This window comes from Nitrogeniibacter aestuarii (assembly GCF_017309585.1).
Classification (GTDB): domain Bacteria; phylum Pseudomonadota; class Gammaproteobacteria; order Burkholderiales; family Rhodocyclaceae; genus Nitrogeniibacter; species Nitrogeniibacter aestuarii.
Window position 1 is genome coordinate 2891407 of the sequence record NZ_CP071321.1, and the last position, 23344, is coordinate 2914750.

General features: G+C 63.5%; 22 protein-coding genes. 6 read left to right on the forward strand and 16 right to left on the reverse strand.

The genetic code is table 11. The features are described 5' to 3' along the window. Nucleotides 1–110 precede the first annotated feature (110 nt). Together J0W34_RS13415 and dinB are read right to left on the reverse strand one after the other, a co-directional pair. Entirely contained in the window at nt 111–986 is an 876-nt protein-coding gene (locus tag J0W34_RS13415; protein WP_230969116.1) for a delta-class carbonic anhydrase, read from the reverse strand. 441 nt (nt 987–1427) lie between these two features. Then, entirely contained in the window at nt 1428–2495 is a 1068-nt protein-coding gene (dinB, locus tag J0W34_RS13420; RefSeq protein WP_230971682.1) for a DNA polymerase IV, read from the reverse strand. A gap of 192 nt (nt 2496–2687) precedes the next feature. Between dinB and J0W34_RS13425 the strand changes: the two genes are divergently transcribed. The 4 genes from J0W34_RS13425 (at nt 2688) to J0W34_RS13440 (ending at nt 7749) form a co-directional block, all read left to right on the forward strand. After that, the gene (locus J0W34_RS13425) at nt 2688–3134 is read left to right on the forward strand and encodes a hemerythrin domain-containing protein (protein ID WP_227817420.1); all 447 of its coding nucleotides are present in this window, start codon (nt 2688–2690) and stop codon (nt 3132–3134) included. Between the two features lie 25 nt (nt 3135–3159). Next, complete coding sequence (locus J0W34_RS13430; RefSeq protein ID WP_230969117.1) at nt 3160–5916, forward strand: LuxR C-terminal-related transcriptional regulator; 2757 nt, start codon at nt 3160–3162, stop codon at nt 5914–5916. A gap of 67 nt (nt 5917–5983) precedes the next feature. Beyond that, on the forward strand, nt 5984–7003 hold the full coding sequence (locus J0W34_RS13435) for a M14 family zinc carboxypeptidase (RefSeq protein ID WP_227817422.1): 1020 nt from the start codon (nt 5984–5986) through the stop codon (nt 7001–7003). Then, nucleotides 7000–7749, forward strand: a complete 750-nt coding sequence (locus J0W34_RS13440) for an alpha/beta fold hydrolase (protein WP_230969118.1) — start codon at nt 7000–7002, stop codon at nt 7747–7749. The genes J0W34_RS13435 and J0W34_RS13440 overlap by 4 nt, the downstream gene beginning before the upstream one ends. 19 nt (nt 7750–7768) lie before the next feature. On the opposite strand, the gene J0W34_RS13445 is transcribed toward J0W34_RS13440, so the two are convergent. The 8 genes from J0W34_RS13445 to purT all read right to left on the reverse strand — a co-directional run bounded on the left by J0W34_RS13445 (nt 7769) and on the right by purT (nt 16250). Further along, nucleotides 7769–9499: a cation:proton antiporter domain-containing protein gene (locus J0W34_RS13445; protein ID WP_230969119.1), complete on the reverse strand. Its 1731-nt coding sequence runs from the start codon at nt 9497–9499 to the stop codon at nt 7769–7771. Between the two features lie 438 nt (nt 9500–9937). After that, nucleotides 9938–10102 (reverse strand): NADPH-dependent FMN reductase family protein, encoded by a 165-nt coding sequence (locus J0W34_RS13450; RefSeq protein ID WP_230969120.1) that lies wholly within the window; start codon nt 10100–10102, stop codon nt 9938–9940. Between the two features lie 118 nt (nt 10103–10220). Next, nucleotides 10221–11516, reverse strand: a complete 1296-nt coding sequence (locus J0W34_RS13455; protein WP_230969121.1) for a TRAP transporter large permease — start codon at nt 11514–11516, stop codon at nt 10221–10223. Continuing rightward, on the reverse strand, nt 11504–12037 hold the full coding sequence (locus tag J0W34_RS13460; protein ID WP_227817426.1) for a TRAP transporter small permease: 534 nt from the start codon (nt 12035–12037) through the stop codon (nt 11504–11506). The genes J0W34_RS13455 and J0W34_RS13460 overlap by 13 nt, the downstream gene beginning before the upstream one ends. Before the next feature lie 66 nt (nt 12038–12103). Beyond that, on the reverse strand, nt 12104–13114 hold the full coding sequence (gene dctP / locus J0W34_RS13465; protein ID WP_227817427.1) for a TRAP transporter substrate-binding protein DctP: 1011 nt from the start codon (nt 13112–13114) through the stop codon (nt 12104–12106). A 932-nt stretch (nt 13115–14046) separates the two neighbouring features. Next, on the reverse strand, nt 14047–14595 hold the full coding sequence (locus J0W34_RS13470) for a flavodoxin (RefSeq protein WP_230969122.1): 549 nt from the start codon (nt 14593–14595) through the stop codon (nt 14047–14049). Between the two features lie 15 nt (nt 14596–14610). After that, nucleotides 14611–14829, reverse strand: a complete 219-nt coding sequence (locus J0W34_RS13475; RefSeq protein ID WP_227817429.1) for a Nif11-like leader peptide family natural product precursor — start codon at nt 14827–14829, stop codon at nt 14611–14613. A gap of 224 nt (nt 14830–15053) precedes the next feature. Further along, on the reverse strand, nt 15054–16250 hold the full coding sequence (purT, locus tag J0W34_RS13480; RefSeq protein WP_227817430.1) for a formate-dependent phosphoribosylglycinamide formyltransferase: 1197 nt from the start codon (nt 16248–16250) through the stop codon (nt 15054–15056). Nucleotides 16251–16454: 204 nt separating this feature from the next. Between purT and J0W34_RS13485 the strand changes: the two genes are divergently transcribed. Beyond that, nucleotides 16455–16850 (forward strand): hypothetical protein, encoded by a 396-nt coding sequence (locus J0W34_RS13485; RefSeq protein ID WP_230969123.1) that lies wholly within the window; start codon nt 16455–16457, stop codon nt 16848–16850. A gap of 5 nt (nt 16851–16855) precedes the next feature. Here the strand turns inward: J0W34_RS13485 and J0W34_RS13490 are convergent, their stop codons facing one another. From J0W34_RS13490 to flgK, 3 genes are read right to left on the reverse strand one after another with little or no spacing between them, the layout of a single operon-like run. Next, nucleotides 16856–17323: a hypothetical protein gene (locus J0W34_RS13490; protein WP_227817432.1), complete on the reverse strand. Its 468-nt coding sequence runs from the start codon at nt 17321–17323 to the stop codon at nt 16856–16858. Between the two features lie 6 nt (nt 17324–17329). After that, complete coding sequence (gene flgL / locus J0W34_RS13495; RefSeq protein ID WP_227817433.1) at nt 17330–18493, reverse strand: flagellar hook-associated protein FlgL; 1164 nt, start codon at nt 18491–18493, stop codon at nt 17330–17332. A gap of 10 nt (nt 18494–18503) precedes the next feature. After that, the gene (gene flgK / locus J0W34_RS13500; RefSeq protein ID WP_230969124.1) at nt 18504–20438 is read right to left on the reverse strand and encodes a flagellar hook-associated protein FlgK; all 1935 of its coding nucleotides are present in this window, start codon (nt 20436–20438) and stop codon (nt 18504–18506) included. Here flgK and J0W34_RS13505 point away from each other — a divergent pair. Then, entirely contained in the window at nt 20437–20640 is a 204-nt protein-coding gene (locus tag J0W34_RS13505; protein WP_230969125.1) for a hypothetical protein, read from the forward strand. The two genes, flgK and J0W34_RS13505, sit on opposite strands and share 2 nt — an antisense overlap. Here J0W34_RS13505 and flgJ read toward each other — a convergent pair. Genes flgJ through J0W34_RS13520 form a run of 3 tightly spaced genes read right to left on the reverse strand, consistent with a single transcriptional unit; the run spans nt 20618 to nt 23344 of the window. Continuing rightward, on the reverse strand, nt 20618–21550 hold the full coding sequence (gene flgJ, locus J0W34_RS13510; RefSeq protein ID WP_230969126.1) for a flagellar assembly peptidoglycan hydrolase FlgJ: 933 nt from the start codon (nt 21548–21550) through the stop codon (nt 20618–20620). The genes J0W34_RS13505 and flgJ overlap by 23 nt on opposite strands. 10 nt (nt 21551–21560) lie before the next feature. Beyond that, the gene (locus tag J0W34_RS13515) at nt 21561–22667 is read right to left on the reverse strand and encodes a flagellar basal body P-ring protein FlgI (protein ID WP_321573673.1); all 1107 of its coding nucleotides are present in this window, start codon (nt 22665–22667) and stop codon (nt 21561–21563) included. Nucleotides 22668–22675: 8 nt separating this feature from the next. Further along, nucleotides 22676–23344 (reverse strand): flagellar basal body L-ring protein FlgH, encoded by a 669-nt coding sequence (locus J0W34_RS13520; RefSeq protein ID WP_227817436.1) that lies wholly within the window; start codon nt 23342–23344, stop codon nt 22676–22678.

The window sequence follows — 23344 nt, forward strand, 5'->3', positions numbered from 1 at the left end:
CCCCGACAGGCAACCCTTTAACGCGTCGCATTCATTGACATCGCAACGGAGACGACCGTCTTGGGACCTCGTCCATGCGAAGGCAACGCCCGGCGGGCATGACGACCCATCTAGCCTTGGGTTCCGATCGGCGACAGCAGCGCCGGATTTTCAATCAGATTACGCACGCCATGCGCGTGATGCTCCTCAAACTCGTTCTTCTCGCACCAACGGCCCACCGTGGCGATATCCACCTTCGTCACATGGGGGTTGACCTGCCAGGTGACCTGATACGGTGAGCCCTTTTCGTTGTAGCCGGGCCCTGTGGTCGAGCCTTCGTATTCCACCATGTCGCTGGCCTGCAGCGCGGTGTCCGACGCTTGAAAATAGCCGCCTTTCTGTCCGACCCTGGTCAAGGCACCGAAATCCATGGCATTGCGATCATTGACCAGAACGAACACCTGAGCATCGACCCGCAGTTGCGGATTGCTGACGGACTCGCTCAGGCAGGAGTTCAGAGTCGGTCCGGGGCGGACCGTGGCGGTGGAATACACATAATGAACCTCGATGGTGTCGCCCGGCACCAAAGCGCCATGTTCGCCCGCGCAAACAGGTTGAGCCAGCGGCGTCAGTTCGGCGCGCGTCAGATGCCCTGAAAAGCGGTACCCGCTTTCATTTCCGAGCCCGTCACCATCACCCGCGTAGTCGCCGAACGCCTCGCCCTTGTGCTCCGCATTCTTGTGAAAGTGGATATTGCACAAGTTCATCTGCGCGATCGGTGGCGCCATCGAAAAGACATCGGTGTTCGATCCGCCCTTGCGATCGATATCGCGCGGCGACTGTGGGCCAAAACCCTTACCCCGCGTGCTCTGCGCCAAATGCTCGCGCTGCTCCGCAACAGTCGAGAGATGATGATCCGATCCGGCCGAAGGAAAGTCAGCGGCACTTGCCGCGCACCCGACCAGGGACAGAATTCCTGCGAGATAGCATTTCGTCTTTGTCTGCATATTTGTACTCCGAGAGATTGAGGTGAGCTTCACCAGTGATAGGCGGTCTGCGACAGACCACCGAAAACGAAGCGCTTCAAACCCCACAGCTGCCTTCGGGCAGGCGGACAGATCACCGACTCGATGCGACACCGGCACATCCGCCCCCTGTGGGAGATCGCGATGGTCAAGGCAGCAGTTCCACGGAGGGATCCACCCGTGCGCCCGGTGGGCATGCATGGCGGGAGATCAACGGGCATGTGATGACGCTGTCCTGGACGTGATCACAGTGAATCGCACGATACGTGCCAGGCCAGCACTCAGTGAATTCGACGGGTGAGAGACAGGGACGGGGCGTCATGGTGGAAAACCACCACCCGACAAGGGGGAAAACCACCGCCCGACCGGTGGATATTCTCCAGTCGCGGTCAATCCCGTTTCAACGCAGCAGAAGCCTGCGTCTTAAGCTTCGCCAAACAGATCCGGCTGGGCTTCGGGGTCGCTGTCGTCCGAGTCGACAAAACGCACCCCCACCCCCAGCAGGCGTACCGGCCGCCCCTTGCGGGCATGGCCGGTGCGCAACAGCGCCCGCCAGCGATCTGCCGATGGCGCATCGGCCACGCACTCGACCGTGGTCTGGCTGAAATCGTTGAACTTGATCTTGACGAAGGCCTTGTGCACCGGCGGTGCCGGATTGAGCTTGCCGAAGCGTCGAAAGAAGTCGTCCATGATGGGCGGTAGCGCTGCCTCACAGGCCGCCAGATCGGTCAGATCGGTGGCGTAGGTTGTCTCCACCGACAAGGACTTGCGCTTGCGGTCGGGTGCCACCGGCCGGTCATCGATGCCCCGGCAGAGGCGATAGAGACTCCTGCCGAACTTGCCGAAGCGCCCGATGAGATCAGCCATCGACCATTCGCGCAGATCGCCACAGGTGACCACCCCGAGCTGCTCCAGCTTGCTCGCCGTCACCTGACCGACACCGAACAGCTTCTTCACCGGCAGCGCAAACACGAAGGCATCGACCGCCTCGGGGCGCACGACATACTGCCCGTTGGGCTTGTTCCAGTCACTGGCCACCTTGGCCAGAAACTTGTTGGGCGCAATCCCTGCCGAGGCCGTGATCCCCACCTGGTCGAAAATGCGCTGGCGAATCTCCTCGGCCATCAACGTGGCACTACCCTTGCAACGATCTACGCCCGACACATCCAGATAGGCTTCGTCCAGGGACAAGGGCTCGACCAGTTCGGTGTAGTCGCGATAGATCTCCAGAATCTGGCGCGACGCGCTCCGGTAGCGCTCGAAATCCGGCGGCACGAGAATCAGCTCGGGGCACAGGCGCAGCGCCCGGCTGGTGGGCATGGCCGAACGCACACCGAAGGCCCGCGCTTCGTAGTTGCAGGTGGCGACCACACCGCGCGAGTTGGGGCGCCCCCCCACCGCCAGCGGCTTGCCGACCAGGGTCGGGTCATCGCGCATTTCGATGGCAGCGTAGAAACAATCGCAATCGCAGTGAATGATCTTGCGGGTCATTGAATTCAGCGCAGACAGTGACAGATGCTCGCTCGACAACACGTCGCGCGCGGGTCCGAATGATAGCGCCTTCACCCATTCATCCCCCATGGTGCACGCCAAACGACACCCCACCCCCACCAACGGGGGGGTTACACCTACCGTAACACTGTTATCTTAGCCATATGTAATAAGACAGCTGCCACGCACAGCATGCACCACGCGCACCACAACAACCTGCTGCCGCCATTGCTCGAGCACTTCGCAGCTGAAAGACAACTCGTCCAATCGTTCCTAGACCGCCTCGACACCCTGTTCCCGGGCCTGTCCGCAGACGGCAATGCCTCACCGCGCGAGAACCGGGGCGCGTTCGCCGATCTGCTCTTCGAGACCATCGTGGCACTCGAAGACCACGCCAGCGAAGAAGAAGCCTTCATGAAAAAGCTTGCGCTCGAACGCGGCACTCCGATTCAATACGAAAGACATATCGAGGATCATGCTGCCCTCGCCGAGGCCATGAACCGGATCGTTGACGCCTACACGATCGAAGATGCCCTCGACTGCGCCCGGTATCTACGTCTCGTGCTCCAGCGATGGAGGCAAGACCATATCGAAACCTTCGACAAACAAATGCTCGGCTGGATCTGCAAAGACGCATGACCCGTCTGGTAAAGCACACTCGCTGGTGATTGCCACGAATCCGGCCGACACCAACAAGACACTCGACGAGCGACTGGTGGCCGCCAAGCTCGTCCCGTCGCCACCGTCCACGTGGGCGGTCACCCGCACCGAGTTGCTTGCCCTGCTCGATACGGCAACGAACAAGAAGCTGGTCACGCTCACCGCCCCACCCGGGTTCGGCAAAACCACCCTCCTGGCCCAGTGGGCACGGCAGACACACGTCACCTCGCCCGTGTGGCTCTCGCTCGATCAGTACGACAGCAGTGCGCACATGTTGCTTCGCTATCTGGTCGCCGCCTTTGAGCGGGCGGACGCAAGCCTTGGCGCACGCGCGGCGCGCCTGCTCGAAGCAGACCCGCTCTCGCCAGCCCACGTGCCGGCATCGCTGCTGCTGGCGGACATTTCAGCCTGCCGGCGCCCGATGACCCTGATTCTCGATGACATCGATCGCGTGACCGACGCGGAGGCCATCGAGTTACTCAATCTGCTGGTCGATCGCTCGCCCCCCACGCTGGGTTTCGTGGTGGCCGGCACACACTGCCGCCCCATTCGCCCCCAGGCGCTCCTGAGCGAAGGGCGACTCGGCCGCATCGAGTCCAGCCATCTGCGCTTCAGCCTCCATGAAACGGAAGTGCTGATCCACCGGGCCGGCATCCCCGATCCGCAGATGGCGGTCCGCCTGCGGCGCGAGGCCGATGGCTGGATCACCGGGATGCGCCTGCTGCTCAGTACCCTCGACCCCGGTTCGCCCCCCTCACTTCGAGTTCCCTCTGCGCGCCAGCGTCAGGACATCCACGAGTTCTTTCATCTGAGTGTGCTGCCGCGCCTGCCCGAGGCTCAAGTCACCTTTCTCGAGTCCATTTCGGTGCTCGATCGCTTCAACGCCGCACTGGCCAACGCCGTGCTTGAGCGCACCGACGCTGCCCAGATGATCGAATCGCTCGATGCCCAGGGCGTCTTCATCCAGCGTCTTGACTCGGCCGACGGCTGGTATCGACTCGACCACCTGGCCCATTTCTCGTTCTCGCGCCGGCTGACGAGCCGCCACCCGGGGCGCGATCGGGCGATCAACCTGAAGGCCGCCCACTGGTTTGTCGACAATGGCTACTGGCGCGACGCGGTGGCCAGGGCCATGGCAGCCGGGGCGCCCGAACAGGCGGCTGGGTGGTTGGCCCAGCGCGCGATGAGCCTGATCGAATCGAGCGACCTCCGGTCGGTCAAGGACTGTCTGGCCCTGCTCCCCGACGCGTTGGTCTCCAGCCACCCGGCCCTGCTGCTTGCCAAAGCCTGGGCGCATACCCTGTCGCTCGAAACCCGCTTCTCCGAGGCCTGCCTGCACCACCTCGCGACCGGCGCGCCATCGACGAGTCCGGTCGATGACGGCGAGTCGGTTCAAGTCGAGATCGAAGCCATCCAGGCCATGAACCTGACGCTCATGGACGACAGCGAAGGCGGCCTCCGTGTTGCCCGCCGCGTCCTGGCCCGACAGCCAGCGGCCGGCAGCTGGACCTGGCGCATGGCGCGCACCGCCGAAGTCATCGGCCTCATCTATCGTGGCGAGTTCAGCGTCATCGATCAGCTCCAGGCAAGCCTGGTCACCACGCGCGACAAGGCGCGCGACATGCCCACCTATGCGCGGGTGTACATGAAGAGCGTGTTGGGGCTGGGCTACCTCATTCGCGGCGAGTTCGCGCGCGCCGAGCACATCCTCACCCGCGCCTACCGGCTGGCCGTCGACACCATTGGCCGCGAATCTGCGGCAGCCGCCCTGCCAGCCGGTTATCTCACCACCATCTACTATGAATGGGACCGGCTCGACGCACTCGACCACCTGCTTGAACAACACCCGAAAGAGATTGTCGCCACGACGGCCATCGGGGCTGCGGCGCGCTTTGCCTCGATCAAGGTGCGGCGACGCGTCCAGCGCGGCAGCCCGGACGAAGCCAAGGCACTGATCCGGGCAGGGCAGCGCGTGGCCATCAAGAACGTCTGGCCGCGCATGATGTGCTACATCCAGGCCGAGACCGTGCGTATGGCCGTGCGCGAAGGCAACCTGGCCGAAGCGGCCATGGCGTTCGACACACTGAATGCCGAATGGTCGCCCTCCTCGCATGAGCCGATGGGTACCGAGCTCGAGAACTGGGCGCTTCACGCTCACGCCGCCGCCCTGCTGGCCCTCGCCCGGGGCATGCCCGAGCAGGCCACGAGCACACTCGAACCACTGATCGACCGACTCGCTCGGCTGGACATGCAAGGCCTCAGCCTGTCACCGCGACTCCTGCTTGCCATGGCCTGGCGCGCGCGGGGTAACGATGCCGCGGCGCTCGATATCGTCGAGGCGGCCCTGCACCAGGGCGCCGCCTGCTATGCGATCCGTCCGTTCGTCGACGCCCCCGAAGGCATGCGCGATCTGCTCGAACAGTTCGTGGCCGAGCGTCTGTCGCGCTCACCGGCACTGAGCTGGTTCATGCAAACGCTGTTCGGTGCGTTCGATCAGGCGCGAGCGCCCGTGTTCAGCACCGCGCCGGGCGTGTCCGCTTCCGAAGAGGCACTGACGCCGCGCGAGCAGGAGATGCTTGCGGGTCTGTGCGAGGGCATGTCGAACAAACAGCTCGCGAACCATCTGGGTGTCTCGCAGGAGACGGTCAAATGGCACCTGAAGAACATCTACGCCAAGCTGCGCGTGCGCTCGCGCAGTCAGGCCATCATCATCGGCCGGGAAATTCTGTGCGCTTCGCGACCTGAAACCAAACCGAAATAATCGCCAGCCTACCCGCCGTGTATGCTCGTCGGACAGACGGGAATCACCCCGAACGGAGCGTGGGTGCATGCACGGATTGTCGGAACTGGACGAACTCGAACGCATCATCGACGCGGGCGCACCTCATCTGGAAGCCAGCGTCATCTGCCAGGTTCAGGCACGCGGCAAGCCACTTCCCGTCTATCGAATCACCCTGGGCAACCCGGACCCGACCCTGCCCGCCGTCGGCTGTTTCGGCGGCGTCCACGGCCTGGAGCGCATCGGCTCTGCCGTTGTCATCGCCTATCTGCAAAGCCTCGTCGACCGCCTCCGGTGGGACGACCAGGCCCATCGCCTGCTCGATGCGGTGCGCATGGTGTTCATTCCGATCGTGAACCCGGGCGGCATGTGGATGGGCACCAGGTGCAATCCGGCCGGCGTCGACCTCATGCGCAACGCCCCGATCACTGCCGCCGAGCGTGTGGCCTTCATGGTGGGCGGGCATCGCATCAGCGCCGCCCTGCCTTGGTACCGGGGCGGCGAAAACGCCCCCATGGAACCGGAAAGTGCCGCCCTGTGCCAGCTCGTCGAAGCCGAGTTGCTCACCCGGCGCTTTGCCGTCGCGCTCGACTGCCACTCGGGCTTCGGCACCCGCGACCGCATCTGGTTTCCCTACGCACACACCAGCGCGCCGATGCACCACCTGGCCGAGGTGTATGCGCTCAAGCACATCTTCGAAAGCACCTACCGCAACCATCGCTACGTGTTCGAGCCCCAGAGCCATCAGTATCTGACCCACGGCGACCTGTGGGACCACCTCTACCAGCAGGCCTGCGTCCAGCCGGAGCGCACCTTTCTGCCGCTGACGCTGGAAATGGGCTCATGGCTGTGGGTGAAGAAGAATCCCCGCCAGCTCCTGATGCGCGAGGGCATGTTCAACCCCTTGCTCAAGCACCGCATTGCCCGCGTGCTGCGCCACCATGTGTTTCTGCTCGACTTCCTCGCCCGCGCGACGGCCAGCTACAAGCGCTGGCTGCCGGGCGAGTCCGACCGGGCCCGCCACCACCAGGACGCCCTCGCCCACTGGTATGCCGAGGCCGAACAATGAGCACGTGGGTACTGGTCCGCGGACTTGCACGCGAACATGAGCACTGGGGGGATTTTCCTGCGCGCCTGCGCGCGGCAATGTCGCCGTGCCAGGTGCTCACGCCCGACCTGCCCGGCAACGGCCTTCGATATCGTGAAACGAGCCCGACACGGATACAGGCCATGGCCGACGCCCTCGCGCGCGAGCTGGAGGATTCAGGCCATCGTCCCCCGTATCACGTGATCGCCCTGTCGCTGGGCGCCATGGTCGCGGTCAGCTGGGCTCAGCGACACCCCGATGCGCTGTCACGCATGGTGCTCATCAACACCTCCATGCGACCGTTCAACCCGTTTTACCGACGTTTGCGCCCGGGCGTCTGGCCAGCATTGATCGGAGCCGCGGTTCCGGGACGAACTGCGGAGCAACGCGAACGCGCCATCCTGGCGGTCACGAGCAACGATGCTCGGGCGCGCGCGCTGGCGCTGCCGACATGGGCGCACGCTGCACGGTCGCGCCCCGTCACCGGCGCCAATCTGGTCCGCCAGCTATGGGCGGCGGCCCGATTCACCGCCCCCCGAGGGGCGCCCACGGTCCCGACGCTGATTCTCGCAAGCACTCAGGACCGACTGGCCTCGGTGCAATGCTCTCGCACGCTCGCCGCCCGCTGGCACTGTCCGATCGTCGAACACCCCACCGCCGGTCACGATCTGCCGCTGGATGCCGGCGACTGGGTCGTGAGCGAAGTGGCGCGCTGGATTCAGGCATGAGCGGCGCGATGTCTCGCCATCAATCGGGTACCGGAACCGGATGGGTCATCCCCGGGAAGAACCGCCCAAGCACATAACCCGCCATGCCGCGCGCCAGCTCCTCTTCACCAAAGAAGACCGCACCAACGCCCTCCTGGCGCAACAAGACAGATTCGGATTCGCTGTGGGTGCGCAAGACCAGTTCAATGTCGGGATTGAGCGTTCGCGCAATCTCGACAGTGGCGCGAATATCCATCAGGTCCGGGGTAGCCACCACCATCATGGCGGCGTTGGCGATGTGCGCCTGAATCAGCACCGCCGCATCGGTCGCATTGCCGGATACGGCGGGCACCCCCTTGCGACGCAAGGCTTCGACCACCTCCCGACGCTGCTCGACGACCACGTAGGGAATATCGCGCTCCACCAGGGCGTCCGCAATGCGCCGCCCGACGCGACCGAAGCCCACAATGACCACCTGCCCCTCCAGATACCGCCGGGCCGTGTCGGTGGGCAACTCGGCATAGGGATCGACGCGAATCTCCAGCGCCCGTGCGATGTCCGAACGCGCCAGGAACCATCGCCGCACGGGCTCGACCATGGCGAACAGAAGCGGATTGAGCGCAATCGAGATGAGCGCGGCGGCAAGAATGAGGCTCATGCCTTCCGCAGGCAGCAACCCGAGCGCCACGCTCAGACCTGCCAGAATGAACGAGAACTCACCGATCTGGGCCAGACTCGCCGAGACGGTCAGCGCCGTGTTCAGGGGGTAACGGAAGGCAAGCACCAGCAGCAACGAGGCCAGCCCTTTGCCGACAACGATGATGAGGACGACGGTCAGCACCTTGATGGGCTCGAGCATCAGCACCGCCGGCTCGAAGAGCATGCCGACGGCCACGAAGAAGAGCACCGAAAACGCATCACGAAACGGCAAGGACTCCTGTGCCGCCCGATGAGCGAATTCGGATTCGCGCATCACCATGCCGGCAAAGAAGGCGCCAAGCGCGAACGAGACGCTGAACAGTTGTGCAGCCCCGAATGCAATGCCGATGGCCGCCGCAATCACGGCCAACGTAAACAGCTCGCGGGAACCCGTGCGCGAGACATGCCAGAGCACCCAGGGAATCAGCCGGCTACCCGCCACCAGCATGAGTGCAACGAAGCCAGCCACCTGAAGCAGCGTGATCCCCAGCGTGACCCAGATGGGCACATCGCTCGCGGCTGCCGGCGCCTGGTTCGCGCCACCCAGCACACTTGCCAGCGGCGGCAGCAGCACCAGCACCAGCACGGTGGCAAGATCTTCGACGACCAGCCAGCCGACGGCAATGCGTCCATTCATCGTATCGAGGGCACCACGCGCTTCGATGGCCTTTAGCAGCACAACCGTGCTTGCACACGAGAGCGTCACCCCGAAGACCAGCGCCTGCCCCCAGGGCCAGCCCCAGGCGTAAAAGGCCAGCAAGGCGCCCAGCACCGTCGCGAATGCCATCTGGACAATGGCGCCAGGGATGGCAATGCGCCGTACCGCCAACAGATCGCGAAGCGAAAAATGCAGGCCGACACCGAACATCAGCAGCATGACCCCGATTTCAGACAGCTGCGCGGCCAGCTGCACATCGGCCACGAATCCCGGGGTGTTTGGCCCGATGATGATGCCGGCAAGCAGGTAGCCCACGAGGGCCGGCATCTTGATGCGTTCAGCCACGAAGCCGAGCACCAGCGCGATGCCGAAACCGGCCGCCAGGGTGCTGATCAGGGAAATGTTGTGCTCCATACGAGCGATCCAGTTCGAGTTCAGGGAAGTGCCGGTGTCGGGTGCGAGAACCCACCGGAAACAGAGCTTTGCCACCGATACTGCCGCGCGTCATTGCAGCGATGACCGGTAACGAAAAATCGTCCGCAGACAAGGCCCCCATCAAGGCTCGATCGGGGCCTTGTCTGCGGCGTACCATCGACTCGTTCAGACCGCGCGGATGGTCGTGCGTTCCCGTCCTTTCTGGCGCCAAGCAAAAATTTGGCGGCTGTCGAGCGCCGTCATTCAATGACCACGCAATACCACGTTGAAGGACGTTCAGGCTTGCCGGATGGTGGCCATCCCGTCATGCCGTCGTGGCATGCGAGAGGCCGCCCCGAACCTGCCAATAACAGGATCTGCACGCCACCAGGTCGCGGCGCAGTTAACTGCCCCCGGGCACCACCTGATGACCGTGGCTCAACGGGGCGCCAGTGCCGGTAGGCCCATCCGCTGCGGCGCCCCCATGGTGCTACGGCGTTCCAGACGCTCGTCGGTGTGCATGCGCTGGGTACGCGGGTCGAGCACCAGACCGACAAACCGAGCGCCGAGGCGGGCATTCGAGTGTTCAAACACGTAGGTCACGCCTCGACCGACCGCGGACCGTGGGTGCCACGCCCGGCGCAGTTCAGGGGGCTGAAAAGCGTCACGACCACGGGGGCAGTCAACGCCTTCAGCCCGAACCGGCCGGGCAGCCGCCGTGTCAGAGGAAGCCGAGCACGCGAGGCAGGAACAGGGACAACTCGGGCACGAAGGTCGTCACCAGCATCACCGGCACCGCCACGAGGCCCATCAACATGAGCGCAGGGCGGACAGTCCGGTGGATCGACGCCCCACCGATGCGGCAGGCCATGTAAAGGATGGGCGCCACCGGGGGGCTGTTGGCGCCGATCACCACGGAACAGGCAACCACCGATGCGAAATGCACCGGATGCATGCCGGCGTGAACCATCAGGGGCATGAACAAGGGTGCCACCACAACGGTCACCGAGACGTCGTCCATGATCATGCCGGCAATGATCAGGACGAGGTTGACGGTGATCAGGATCATGAGCGGGTTCTGCACCAGCGTGGTGACCCATTCGGTCAGATCCTGTGGAATGCCCTCAGAGGCCATGATCCGGCCGATCATGAAACTGAACAGCAGAATCAGGATCACCGTGCCGGTGGTCTCGGCCGCGTCGATGACATTGCGCGCGAAGATCTTCAGCGTCAGGTCGCGATAGATGAAGAATCCGATCAGCATGGCCGCCACTGCGGCAACCGCAGCCGCTTCGGTCGGCGTGAAGACGCCTCCGTAGATACCGCCCAGGATGATGATCGGCAGCGAGAGGGCCGGCAGCGCGCGGATGGTGGCGCGCCCTTTAGTCGGCAGGGCCTGCCCTTCGGCTGCAGCGGTCAGGCTCTCGTCGAACAGTCGCCCGATACTGAAGCGGTTCGCCAGGATGAGGCCCAGGATCAGCAGAACGGCCGGGCCGATCGACGCAGCAAAGCAGGCCGCGACCGACTGACGGGTCACCACCGCGAACAGAATCATGGTGATCGAGGGGGGAATCAGGATGCCGAGGAGTGACGAGATACCCAGCAGCGCCGCCGAATAGTGGCGCGGATAGCCGCGCTGCTCGAGCGGCCCCACCATGATCTTGCCGATCGAAGCGACGGCTGCGGTGGCCGTACCGGCAATGGCGCCAAAGATGCCGGAGGCCAGCACCATCGATGCCCCCATGCCGCCACGCCGCTTGCCGACCATGACTTCGATGAAGTCCACCAGTCGGTGAGCGATACCGCCGCCTTGCATGAGGTAGCCCGTCAGCACGAAGAGCGGCAGCGCGATCAGGATGACCGAATCAAGCGAGCGATAGCCCTGCATCATGATCGTGTCGATGTTCGCGTCATAGGCCGTCACGAGGTAGGCAAGCACGCCCGCGAAGGACCACGCGACCGGAACACCCAGAATCATCAAAAACAGCAGGAGCCCTACTGCGATCAAGCCTTCCATGTGCGCTCCTCCTCGGTGTTGTGATTCACGGGCGGAGACCAGATCGCACGTGCAGCCATGATCATGTCGCGCAGCGCATACAGGCTGCTGCCAAACGCGGCGACGATGATCGCCGACTGGGGAATCCAAAGGGGAATGCCGAGACCGGGCGTGGTTTGCGGGTGGCTAAACCCCCACGCCAGCATTTTCCAGGACAACAAGGTGAAGAACAGCGCGGCGGCAAGGGTGATGCCCCCCACCACCAGCTTGTGAGCGGCCCGTGCGCGCTCGGAGGCGATCTTCTGCGCGAAGAAATCAATGACGAGATGCTCGCGGCGGCGGCTCGCAATCAGCGCACCGAGCATGTACACCCACATCCCGAAAGCCATGATGACTTCGAGCAATCCGATGATCGACCAGCCGAAAACGTAGCGCGCGACAACCAGAAAGAGCATCAGGCCGACCACGACCAGGCTCGCAATCAGGGCAGCGCCATCAAGCACCCGGGCAATGACCCGGCCTCCGATGGATGTTAGCGTCATGGAAAACCCCGTTCAGTAAAACGCTGGCCCGTCAGACGGGCCAGCGAGAGGAAAGCAGCAATTCGATCAGAGCGGAGAGGCGTTCTTTCGGATCGTGTTGACGATGTCGGCGCCGATTTCCTGTTCCATCAGTGGCCACACCTGCTCGCGGGCCGTCTTGGCCAGCGCCTTGAACTGCTCGTCGGTCGGCTCGATGTACTTGATGCCGGCCTCGACAGCTTTCTGCACGTAGAACTCATCCTGCTTGCGTGCGGCACTGAACTGTTCGTTCATGATCTCCAGCGACGCTTCGCTGACCGCCTTCTGCTGCGCCGGCGTCAGCTTTTCCCAGGCCTTGTCGTTCATGCTCAGGATGCCGGTCATGAAGAAGTGCTTGGTGCGCACGTAGGTGTTGATGATGTCGCGGAAGTACTCGTAGTCCCAGAAGATCACGTTACCCGCTTCGCCATCGACAACACCCGTCTGCAGTGCGGTGTAGACCTCGCCCCAGTCGATAGCAGCCGTCTGGTAACCAAGTGCCTGCATCGTCTGTGGCGCCGGGAACACGGTCATGGTCCGCACCTTGATGCCTTTCGCCTCGGGTACGGTGAGCGCGTGGCGATCACGCGTCGCAACGCCGTTGAAGCCTTCCGGCCAGGGGCCGAAGAACTTGAGGCCGATGTCCTTGTAGATGCCGCCCAGCAGGTCGTTCACCCAGCCGCCGGGGCTGTAGGCCTTCAGCGCTTCGTCCCACGAAGTGGTCATGTACGGCGTGTAGATCACGCCGATGCGTTTGTCGTAAGAGGTCATGGGCCAGTTCAGCATCAGTTGCACGTCGCCGGCAACATGCAGATCGAACACTTCCTGCTGACCGCCCAGTTCGTTCTGGTAGAACACCCTGACCTTGAGTTCCCCGTTCGATTTCTGCTCGATCAGCTCCGCCCATTTCTTCAGTGCGTCGCCCGCAGGAGAACCCTTGGTGCCCGAGTCGGTGGCCATCTTCAATGTGGTTGCCGCATAGGCCGGCTGGCCCAGCAAACAGGCAATCGCCGTCGCCGCTACCGCAAGGAATCGGGGCAGCTTGAGTTTTTTCATCATTTCCATTGTCTCCGAGAGTTGCGCTTGCGCCGCAGCGCTCCCGAGCTCGATTTCCAAGCCGTCGGGAGCACATTGGCTGTTGTCGTGTTGTGTCAATGAGTGACAACCGAAACGCATGAAACAGCAGAAAACCACCACGCAGCAAGGGGTACGTCGCTAACAGCAGGGCTGGAGGTCGCATTTAGAACAGTCTGTGTCTTTGCCAGGTAAATCGACGCTTCAAAGCCTCGGCGAGGCAGTCTTTTGTTCAGGCCGCTGCAGGTGTTTGAGCCGACAAAGTGAATCAGCCCACCGAGGATGAGATGGATGGCTATCCCGAGATGCCCCGGCACGACTCCGGTGCTCTCACCGCACTGACACCGAGTGTTTCCTTGTCGCCGCATATGCCGAGCGAAATGCAGCGTCTCGTCGCACCGGTCATGTTTCAGCGCATCTCGCACAGGGAGGGAATAAGGACGAGCCGGCGGCCACGAACGACCGGTTGGTGGATTGGCGCCGTACCAGAGCGGCTTCACGTCGCGCTGGGTCTGAGCTGCCACACGAAGATCGGTGAAGGATGCCGCGTCACCTGTTCCCGCAACACGCGACAAGTTCGCGTGATACGGAAAACGTGACGCCTCACGTCGATGTTGGCGTTCTCGTGCGAGGAACTGAAGTACGGCGTCCCGGCGGACAGTGGACAACCTGAGCCCCCAATGGCTTGGGCGAATTGACGCCTCCGGATGATCCCCCGGCATCGTATCCCGAGCCCCTAGGCGCTTCCAGAATGGTTGAGAGCATGGGTCGGGCGCAACGTCCGGACACATGCCACGCACTGAGCATCCGGGCTGTCCGCGCCATGCTGACATCCGACCTGAACCAGCCGGCGCGCTGAACGACATGCACGCGTCGAATTGACCGCCCCCCCCCGCCTCCGCGCGGTGACTCTCCGTTCAGCCAGGCGTACCCATCAGCTGCGGCACCACCATGGCGCTCCAGCGTTCCAGACGCTCGTCGGTGTGCATGTGCTGGGTTCGCTGGTCGAGCACCAGACCGACGAACTGGCCATCGACGACGGCATTCGAGTGTTCGAACACATAACCATCGATGGGCCACTGCCCCACGATCTGCGCACCAAAGCTCTTGAACATCACGTAGAGCGCAAACAGCGAGCTGCAGAATCGCTCCGAATAGCGCTCTTGCGCGCCGAGGCCGAAGAAGGCAATTTTCTTGCCGCTGAAATCGGGCTCTTCGTCGAGCCGGGCGAAGAACTCCTCCCAGTTCGGTTCGAAGCAGCCGGCGCTGCGGCCGGGAATATCGCCCACCCCATAGCTGGGCGTGCCGAGGATCAATGCATCGTATTGCAGCATGTCGCCGATGCTCGCCTTGGCCACGTTGATCGGCTTGTCTGCGATCTCGTGACCCAACTGGCGCTGGAGCTTTTTGGCCACCAGTCGGGTGCTGCCGGTTTCGGTGCCGAAGAAGATGCCGATCTTGCTCATGGGGTGGGCCTCCGCTCAGGCGCGAAGCAAGGCTTTCACCAGGCGCTCGGAGAGCTGATCTTCGGTGAACTGCGGTTCGTTCGGCGGATACAGGGAATCTTCATGAATCTCGAAGCCGTTGTCGCGGGCCAGGGCACGCAACTCCTTGATCTTCTGACAGGCCTTGAGTGCTGAGCCCAATTCGGCGTCGCTACGAGCCTTTTCCGAAAAAGCCTGAATGGTCTGAACGGACATGATTTCTCCTCTTGTCGATAAGCTCACTTGACCTGCCGCACCATCGGGCAAGTACCAACGCCACCTATCGCAATTCAGATGCCAGACCGATGACCATTTTTAAATCAATGCTTTAGGACACCTGCCCTTCGATTGGAGCACGACAAAAGACAACGCCCTGTCGCGAATGCGACAGGGCGTTGTGCGAGATCTCGCCGGAACCCGGCAGCGCCACAGCGCCGGCGTCAGAGTTCGACCTGAATGTCGCCGATCACCGCATTGGCCACTTCACGGGCGGCTTCGACCGACTCGGCGCGCGCCAGCGCCACGCCAAGGCGACGCTTGCCTGCCACTTCCGGTTTGCCGAAGAGGCGCAGCTGGGTGTCCGGGCGGCTCAGCGCAGCGGTGAGGTTGTGGTACTGCATGGTGGTCGAGTTGCCGGGCACCAGCAGCACGGCCGAGGCGGACGCGCCATGCAGCGCGATATTGGGAATCGGCAGGCCCAGAATCGCGCGGGCATGCAGAGCAAACTCGGACAGATCCTGCGAAATGAGGGTCACCATGCCGGTATCGTGCGGACGCGGCGACACTTCGCTGAAGATGACGTCGTCGCCCTTGACGAACAACTCGACGCCGAACAGGCCACGGCCACCGAGTTCATCAGTGACGGTCTTCGCGATCTGCTGGGCACGCTCCAGCGCGGTGGCGGTCATGCGCTGCGGCTGCCACGACTCCTGATAGTCGCCATCTTCCTGACGGTGGCCGATGGGTGCGCAGAAACTGGTGATGGTCTTGCCCTGCCCGTCGTTGTGGCGAATGGTCAGCAACGTGATCTCGAAGTCGAAATCGACGAAGCCTTCGACAATCACCTTGCCCTTGCCGGCGCGACCGCCTTCCTGCGCGTAAGCCCAGGCCGCGTCGACCTTGTCGGCGCTCTTCACGAAGCTCTGCCCCTTGCCCGATGAACTCATGATCGGCTTGACCAGGCACGGCAGCCCGATCGCCTCCACCGCGGCGCGATATTCCTCTTCGCTGGCGGCAAAGCGGTAGGTCGAGGTCGGCACGCCCAGGGTTTCGGCCGCCAGGCGGCGGATGCCTTCGCGGTTCATGGTCAGTTGGGCGGCGCGGGCGGTCGGCACCACGTTGAAGCCTTCTTTTTCCAGCGCCGCCAGCGTGTCGGTGGCGATGGCCTCGATCTCGGGCACGATATAGTGCGGCTTTTCCTGTTCGATCACGCCACGCAGCGCGTCGCCGTCGAGCATGGAGATGACGTGGCTGCGATCGGCCACCTGCATGGCCGGTGCGTTGGCATAGCGGTCGACGGCGATGACCTCGCATCCGAGGCGCTGCAGTTCAATGACGACCTCCTTGCCCAGTTCGCCCGAGCCGCACAGGAGAACACGGGTGGCCGTGGAAGAAAACGGAGTGCCGAGTGTGGTCATGGTGTGGTCCTTTTCAGAAATATCGTCCGCCACATTGCCCGGGCGTCTCAAGCGCTCCGGCAACAGATCAAGACGGCAAGAATACCCGAAGCACGACCGAAATTTCGCATCCGCTGGGGGCGCTGCCGGCACTGCAAAGGGATCGAATTCGTCAGCCCGTGGTCTCAGCCACGACAACCAACAAGCTCATCAGGACTTGATCAAATGAAGACACAACTGCTCGTGGCGATGTCGATCGCACTGGCCACCCAATTTGCTCACGCGGCCCCCGTCTGGAAAAAGTCAGGCGAGGTTTCCTACCTGTGCGGCGGTGTGGGCGAAGAAGAATTCACCAGTCTGGAATCGCTCAAGGCGTCATCGAACCTGGCGGTGTTGCTGACCGCCGGTGAGCGCGGTGCCTATGTGTCGGACGTGATGCTGACGGTCAGCGGGGCCCAGCTCAAGGTGCCGCTCATCATCGGCGCTGCGGGGCCGCTGTGCGTGTTCAGAATGCCGCCGGGGAGCTATGACGTTCAGGCCGAGCGCGCGGGCCAGATCAAGTCGGCCCGCGTTCAGGTGGGGTCGCGGGTGACATCCACCCAACTTCGGTTCGCTGAGTAGGCGACTCACAAGCCCGGCAGGGCTCGGCCTCTGAGCATGACCACCTCGGCCACGGCAAACCGCCGTGCGAAGGGCCGGGTCGATTCGATGCCCTCTTCGAAGCTCACGATCTCGTATTCGCTGAAGCCCTGCTCCAGCGCAAAGCGCTCGGCGTTGCGTTTGAGCACCTGGTTGGCCTCGCCGGCACCACCGGAGTGGAGAAACTTGTGCTTCATGGAGAAGCGGATGCGGCGCTCGTCGAGCTGGGCGGCCCGGATGTCCCAGTTGGGTGCCAGTGGATCATAAAGCGCCCATACGCTCACCGCGGCGGTGATGTTGGGCACGGTGAGCATGCCGGTCTGCATGGCCGTCAGCCCCGCCGCCGGAATCAGTAGCCACTGGGTCGAGGCGCCCTCGCCCGGCCCCGGCAGGGCGTCGATGGTGCTGCAGGCGGTGAGCGATGCGGCGGCAATGGCGAGACAGAAGCGGCGCATGGTGTTTCAGCTCAGGTAGTTGAACAGGGACAGGTTGGAGATGCGCATGAACGACTGTTGCGAGGCCTGCAGATAGGTTTGCTGCAAGGTGAGGTTGCTCACGGCCTCGGCGTAGTCCACGTCCTGAAGGCGCGAGAGGGTCTGCGCATACTGCACGTTGAGGTCGCTGGCCACGTCTTCGAGTGAGGCGACTTCATTCATGCGCGAACCCACCGATGCCCGCACCGTGAGCACCTGGTCCAGTGCCTCATCCATGCCCTTGATGGCCTGATCGACCGCACCGATGATGCCGACCGTGGTCGAGGGGTTTTCCAGCGCACGGACCATGTTGGTGTACATGTTGAACACGTTGGCACTGGGGCCGACCTCGAAAACGTCACCCACGGAAGGGCTTCCCCCCATCTCCAGCTGAACGGAATCGAAGGTCAGCGTCGGTCCGGCTTGCGAGACCACGGCGGCACCGGTGTCGACGTTGGTGACGTTGTAGTTGGTGCCATCCCAGGCAATGCTGTATCGGGTGCCGGTGTAGGCGGCCGTGGTCTGCGATTGTGCGACGTGGCCGGTGCCGCCGTTGGGCGTACCCGGCACGGCGAAGAATTCACCGAGCTGTGCGCGCACGTCGTTGAACACCTCCGAGCCGGAGTTGCTCACACTCATGATGCGCGAGGGCGACACCTGCAAGGTGCGCTCACCCTGATCGCCCTGAAAGGTCACACCATCGATGTTGCCGGTAAAGGGCTGCACATCGGCCTGATAGCCGGAAAACATGTACTCCCCGTTGCCATTCTGGCTGTTGGCCAGACCGAGCAAGGCGTCGAAGTTGGCGCGCACGTCGATGGCAATGCTGCCCAGCTCCGAGTCCGAGTAGCTGCCGTTGCCCGACTCCACCGCACGGGTCCGGGTGTGGATCAGGATCTCTTCGACCGCGGCCAGCTTGTTCTCCAGCAGACCGAGCGAATCCTTGGCATAGCCCTGGTTGGTCTGGAAGGTGAGGTTGAGCGTCTGCGCCTGGCTCACTTCGAGCGCCCGGGAAGAGGCGATGGGGTCGTCCGACGGCGCCACGACGCGCCGGCCGGTGGCCACCTGCTGCTGGGTGTTGAGCATTTCCGTCGTCTTCTGCTGGATGGTGCTGACGCCGGTCTGGTAGAGCATGCCAGTGCTGATTCGCATGATCTGTCTCCTATCGAGCGATGCTCAGGATTTCTTCGAACAGGCTGCCGGCAATGGACATCACCTTTGCCGAGGCCTGGTATGCCTGCTGATAACGGATCAGGTTGGCCGCTTCTTCATCCAGATTCACACCGGAGAGGGACTCGCGCGTGGCGTTGGCCTGCGCGTATAGGCTTTCCTGAGCCGTCTTGTTCACCTTGATTTCGTTGGCCTTGTTGCCGATCTCGCTCACCAGATTCGAGTAGGTCGACTGGAAGTTGGCGGTCGGATTGCCACCGGCGGCGAGCATGAGCTTGGTGGTCTGCAAGGCACCGAGGGCCACCGCGTTGGTGTTGTCGGCCACGCCGCTGGTGTTGCTCTGAAGGGAGAAGCTGTCGCCATTGGTCGGCACGCCCGACAGGGTCAGGTTGATGCCGCCGAGCGGCGCCGGCAGGGTCACGGTGGTGCCGGCCGACTGGGTGGCCGGGTTGTAGGCCACCGAACCGATGAGCGTGTTCGTGTTGTCGAACACGTCGTAGGCGTTGCTCCCGCTGTTGAAGGTCAGCGTGTAGTTCGGGATATGCGGATTGCCGCTGGCGAAGCCGGTCGCGTCGGTCACCGTCACCGCATCGATCGAACCGCTGCCCAGGTTGCCTGCGCGCTCCACGCTACGCACCGGACCGGCAGCGGCCACCAGGCGGGTGTCGCCGATGGCCACGCGAATGTCCTGTGCGGCAAAACGTGTCGGCTCGATCAGGAATGACTCGCCAGTCACGGTCGCCCCCGGCGGGGTGATCGTCAGCCCCACATCGGCGGCATTCACGGCCGTGCCGGTGGCGCGATCGATCAGGCTGTAAGCACCGGTGGCATTGGTGTAGGTCAGCGTGTAGGTCCCGCCGGTGAGCTTGCCGATATCACCGAAAGCCACCGTCGGCGTCGCGGTCGCGCCGGCCACGGGCTTGATGCTCGGGCTCAGCTGCGCGAAGAAATCGGTGCCCAGGTTGCCGTCCAGATCCTGGCCGAGGCGGTGCTGGGCATTGAAGGCTTCCGTAATGCCCACGGCCAGCAGGCCCATCTTGTTCTGAGCGGTATCAAGGGCGTCGCGACGGAACTCGAGCAGCCCCCCAAGCTCGCCCCCCGAGAGCAGGCTCTCGGGCATTTCGATGGAGGCGCCGGTGGGCATTTGCAGGCCGATCGCCAGACGGGTCGGGTCTTCATTGCTCGGCGTGGCGGTCAGCTGGGTGACCTGGGTGTTGACCACCAGCGGCTGACCGCTGCCGATGAACACGCTGACGGTCGCGTCGGACTCTTCGACCGTGGTCACGCGGATCAGCTGGTTGAGTTCGCGAACGAGGTTGTTGCGGGTATCGAGCAGGTCGTTGGCCGGCATGCCGGCCCCGGCGGCCTGAGCGATCACGATGCGCTGGTTCAGCTCGCCGATTTCGTTGGCGTAGGCGTTGATGGTCTCAACGGTGCTGGAGATGTTGGCCTCGGTGCCATCGCGCATCTCCGACAGGCGCGCGTCCAGGTACTGGAAACGGGCCACCATGGCCTGCGCGCTCGAGATCATGGACTGGCGCGCCGGCACGCTCGAGGGGTTCGCCGCCACTTCCTGCACGCCCTCGAAGAAGGTCTGCAGCGCCGGGGAGAAGCCCACGGTTGGGTCAGCCAGCAGGTTGTCGATCTGGCTGATGTTGTTTTCGTACACCTGCAGCGCAGCTCGCTTGGTGTCGGCCGAAAGCACCTGGTTTTCCAGATACTGATCGTAGGAGCGGCGCACGTTCTCGATGCGGGTGCCCTGCCCCAGGAAACCGGAGCCGGAATACAGCCCCTGCTGCGTCCCCTGAATGATGCTCTGCCGGGAATAACCCGGCGTGGACGCATTGGCGATGTTGTGGCTGGTCGTCGTCAGGCCCGCCTGTGCGGCGTTGAGGCCTGTGATTCCGACGCTGAGCATGCCTGCCATGATGAGTCCTCTCAGAAAAAACGCATTTACGGTGGACACATGGCAAGAGCAATGCCAGTTTCACAAGCCGCTGTTTTTATTGAATTTCCGAGAAAACAACAGGAAAACGAAGAAGACACGCCAGCCAGAGGCGGCAATGCTTGCCGCTGCGTTGCCGGTGGCCCGGCAAGAAGCGTTGGTCAGCCGGGGAACGCGCCCTTGAGGGTGGCGCCGTTGATGATGCGGGTGAGCTTCTCGGCGTAGCGCGGGTCGGTGGCGTAGCCGGCGTCCTGCAGCTGCTGGGCAAAGGCGGCGGGATCCTGCTGGCCAAGCACCTGCGCGTAGCGCGGGTTGTCGCTGATCAGGCGCGCATAGTCGCGGAAGGAATCCGCATAGGAATTGTAGGCACGGAAGCGCGACTGTTCGGTCACCGCACGGCCATCGACGTATTCGGTGGCGCCCACCGACACGGTCGGGCCGTTCCAGCTGCTGCCGGCCTTGATGTTGAACAGGTTGTGACTCGGCGCGCCATTGGCGGCCTTGAGCTGGTACTTGCCCCAGCCGGTTTCCAGTGCGGCCTGGGCAATCATGAAATGTGCCGGGATGCCGGTGGCGCGGCTGGCCGCCTGGGCATGCGGTAAGACTTCACGCACGAAGGCTTCAGCGTCACTGGAAATCTCGGCCGGTGTCGGCGCAATGGTGGTGCTCTGTCGAATGGCCGCCGACCGGGCACTGGTGTCCACCGGCGGAATCGGCATGGGCGACGCCCCGGCCGGCCGACGGATGACGGTGGCCATGTCGAAGCCGTTGAGGATCTGCTCAGGCGTCGGTGCCGTCTGCGCCTCGCCCCCCATCTGGCGGATCAGGGCCTTGGCCAGCCCGGTGCCGCCACTGGCCGCCATATTGGTCGCCAGCTGCTGGTCGAGCAGCCCCTGGTAGAGCTTGCTCTGGTCGTTATCCATGAGCCCGCTCATCTGCACCGACGAGCGCATGGACTTGAGCACCATGGACAGGAACAGCGCTTCGAACTGCTGCGCCGCCGCCTTGATGGCTTCGGGATTGTTGTCCTTGGCCAGGCGCTTGAGGTCGGCCATGGCGTTCGGATCGAGGGTGTTGATCGGCATTGCGTCCATGATGGGCGCCTCAGATCACCTCAAGATCGGCACGCAGGGCGCCGGCAGACTTCATGGCCTGCAGAATGCTGATCAGGTCCATGGGGTTGGCCCCGAGCGCGTTGAGCGCCTTGACCACTTCGGCCAGATCGGCACTCTCGGCCACGTTCATGAGGTAAGAGCCCTCCTGATCAATGGCCGCCCCACCGGTCTGGGTGGTTACCGTCTGCCCACCGGCCAGCGCATTCGGCTGACTGACCGCCGTCTCGTTCTGAACCGAAACGGTCAGGTTGCCGTGCGCCACCGCGCAACGCTGCAAGGTCACCTTCTGGTTCATGACCACGGAGCCGGTGCGCGAATTGACGATCACCTTGGCCTCCATGAGCTCCGGGGTCACCTGAATGTTCTGGATCTTGCCTAGGAAGGCCACACGCTGGCTCGGGTCCATGGGCGAGCGCACCTGCACCGTGCGCCCGTCGAGCGCTTGCGCGGTGCCCGGCAGGGTGGCGGCGTTGATGGCATCAACCATGCGTGCGGCGGTGCCGAAATCGGTGTCTTCCAGTTCGAGCATGATCACGTCGCCCTGCCCCACCGAGGACAGCACTTCGCGTTCGACCGTGGCCCCGTTGGGAATGCGACCGGCCGACAGATGATTGACCACCACCGACGCGCCACCGCCCTGGGCACCGGCGCCACCGACGATGACATTGCCCTGACCCATGGCGTAGATCTGGCCATCGGCCCCCTTGAGCGGCGTCATGATGAGGGTGCCGCCACGCAGGCTCTTGGCGTTACCGATGGAGGACACCGTGATGTCCATGCGCTGACCCGGCCGCGCAAACGCCGGCAGATCGGCAGTGACCATGACGGCGGCGACGTTCTTGAGCTGCAGGTTCGTTCCGGGCGGCATCTGCACGCCCATGTTGCCGAGCATGTTGATGATGCTCTGCACGGTGAACGGCGTCTGGGTGGTCTGGTCACCGGAGCCGTCGAGACCGACCACGATGCCGTAGCCCACCAGCTGGTTGCTCCGCACGCCGGCCACGTTGGCAATGTCCTTGATGCGTTCGGCCTGGGCCTGGGCACCGGCGAAGAGGATGAGGCCGATCAGCGCGAGACGAAGAAAGGTGGACATCATGACGGACCTCAGATCGGCAACAGGGCAATGAAGAAACGCTGCAGCCAGCCCATGACCTGACTGTCAGCAATGTAGCCACTGCCCTTGTATTCCATGCGTGCGTCGGCCACCTGGGTCGACTGCACCGTGTTGCTGGTGGTCACGTAGGTCGGGTTGACCACGCCAGAGAAGCGGATGAACTCGTCGCCCTGATTGATGGCGATCTGCTTTTCGCCCGAGACCAGCATGTTGCCGTTCGGATAGACCTCCACCACCGTCACGGTGATGGTGCCGTTGAACAGGTTGTTGGCAGCCGCCGCACCGGAGCCGTCGAAGGAATTGCTGGTGCCGGCATCCAGGCTCAGGCCGGCCAGGTTCTTGAACGGCAGCTTGTTGACGGTGTTAATGCCGCCGCTGATGGACGAATCGCGCCCGGCGCTGGCGTTGGAGGCCTTCTGGGCCGAGGTGTTTTCCACCAGATTGATGGTGATGGTGTCGCCCACGAGGCGGGCTCGCCGGTCTTCGAACAGCGGCCGGGTGGCGTTCGCCTGAAAGATGGCACCGTTGGCCGGCGCCATCTGCGCGCGCTGCGTCGGTCGGGCCGACATGGGCTGATGCACCGCCGTGGGCGGCACGCTGTCGAGCGCGGCGCAGCCGACCAGCAGGGTCGTCAGAAGGGCAGCGAACAGGGCACGCAT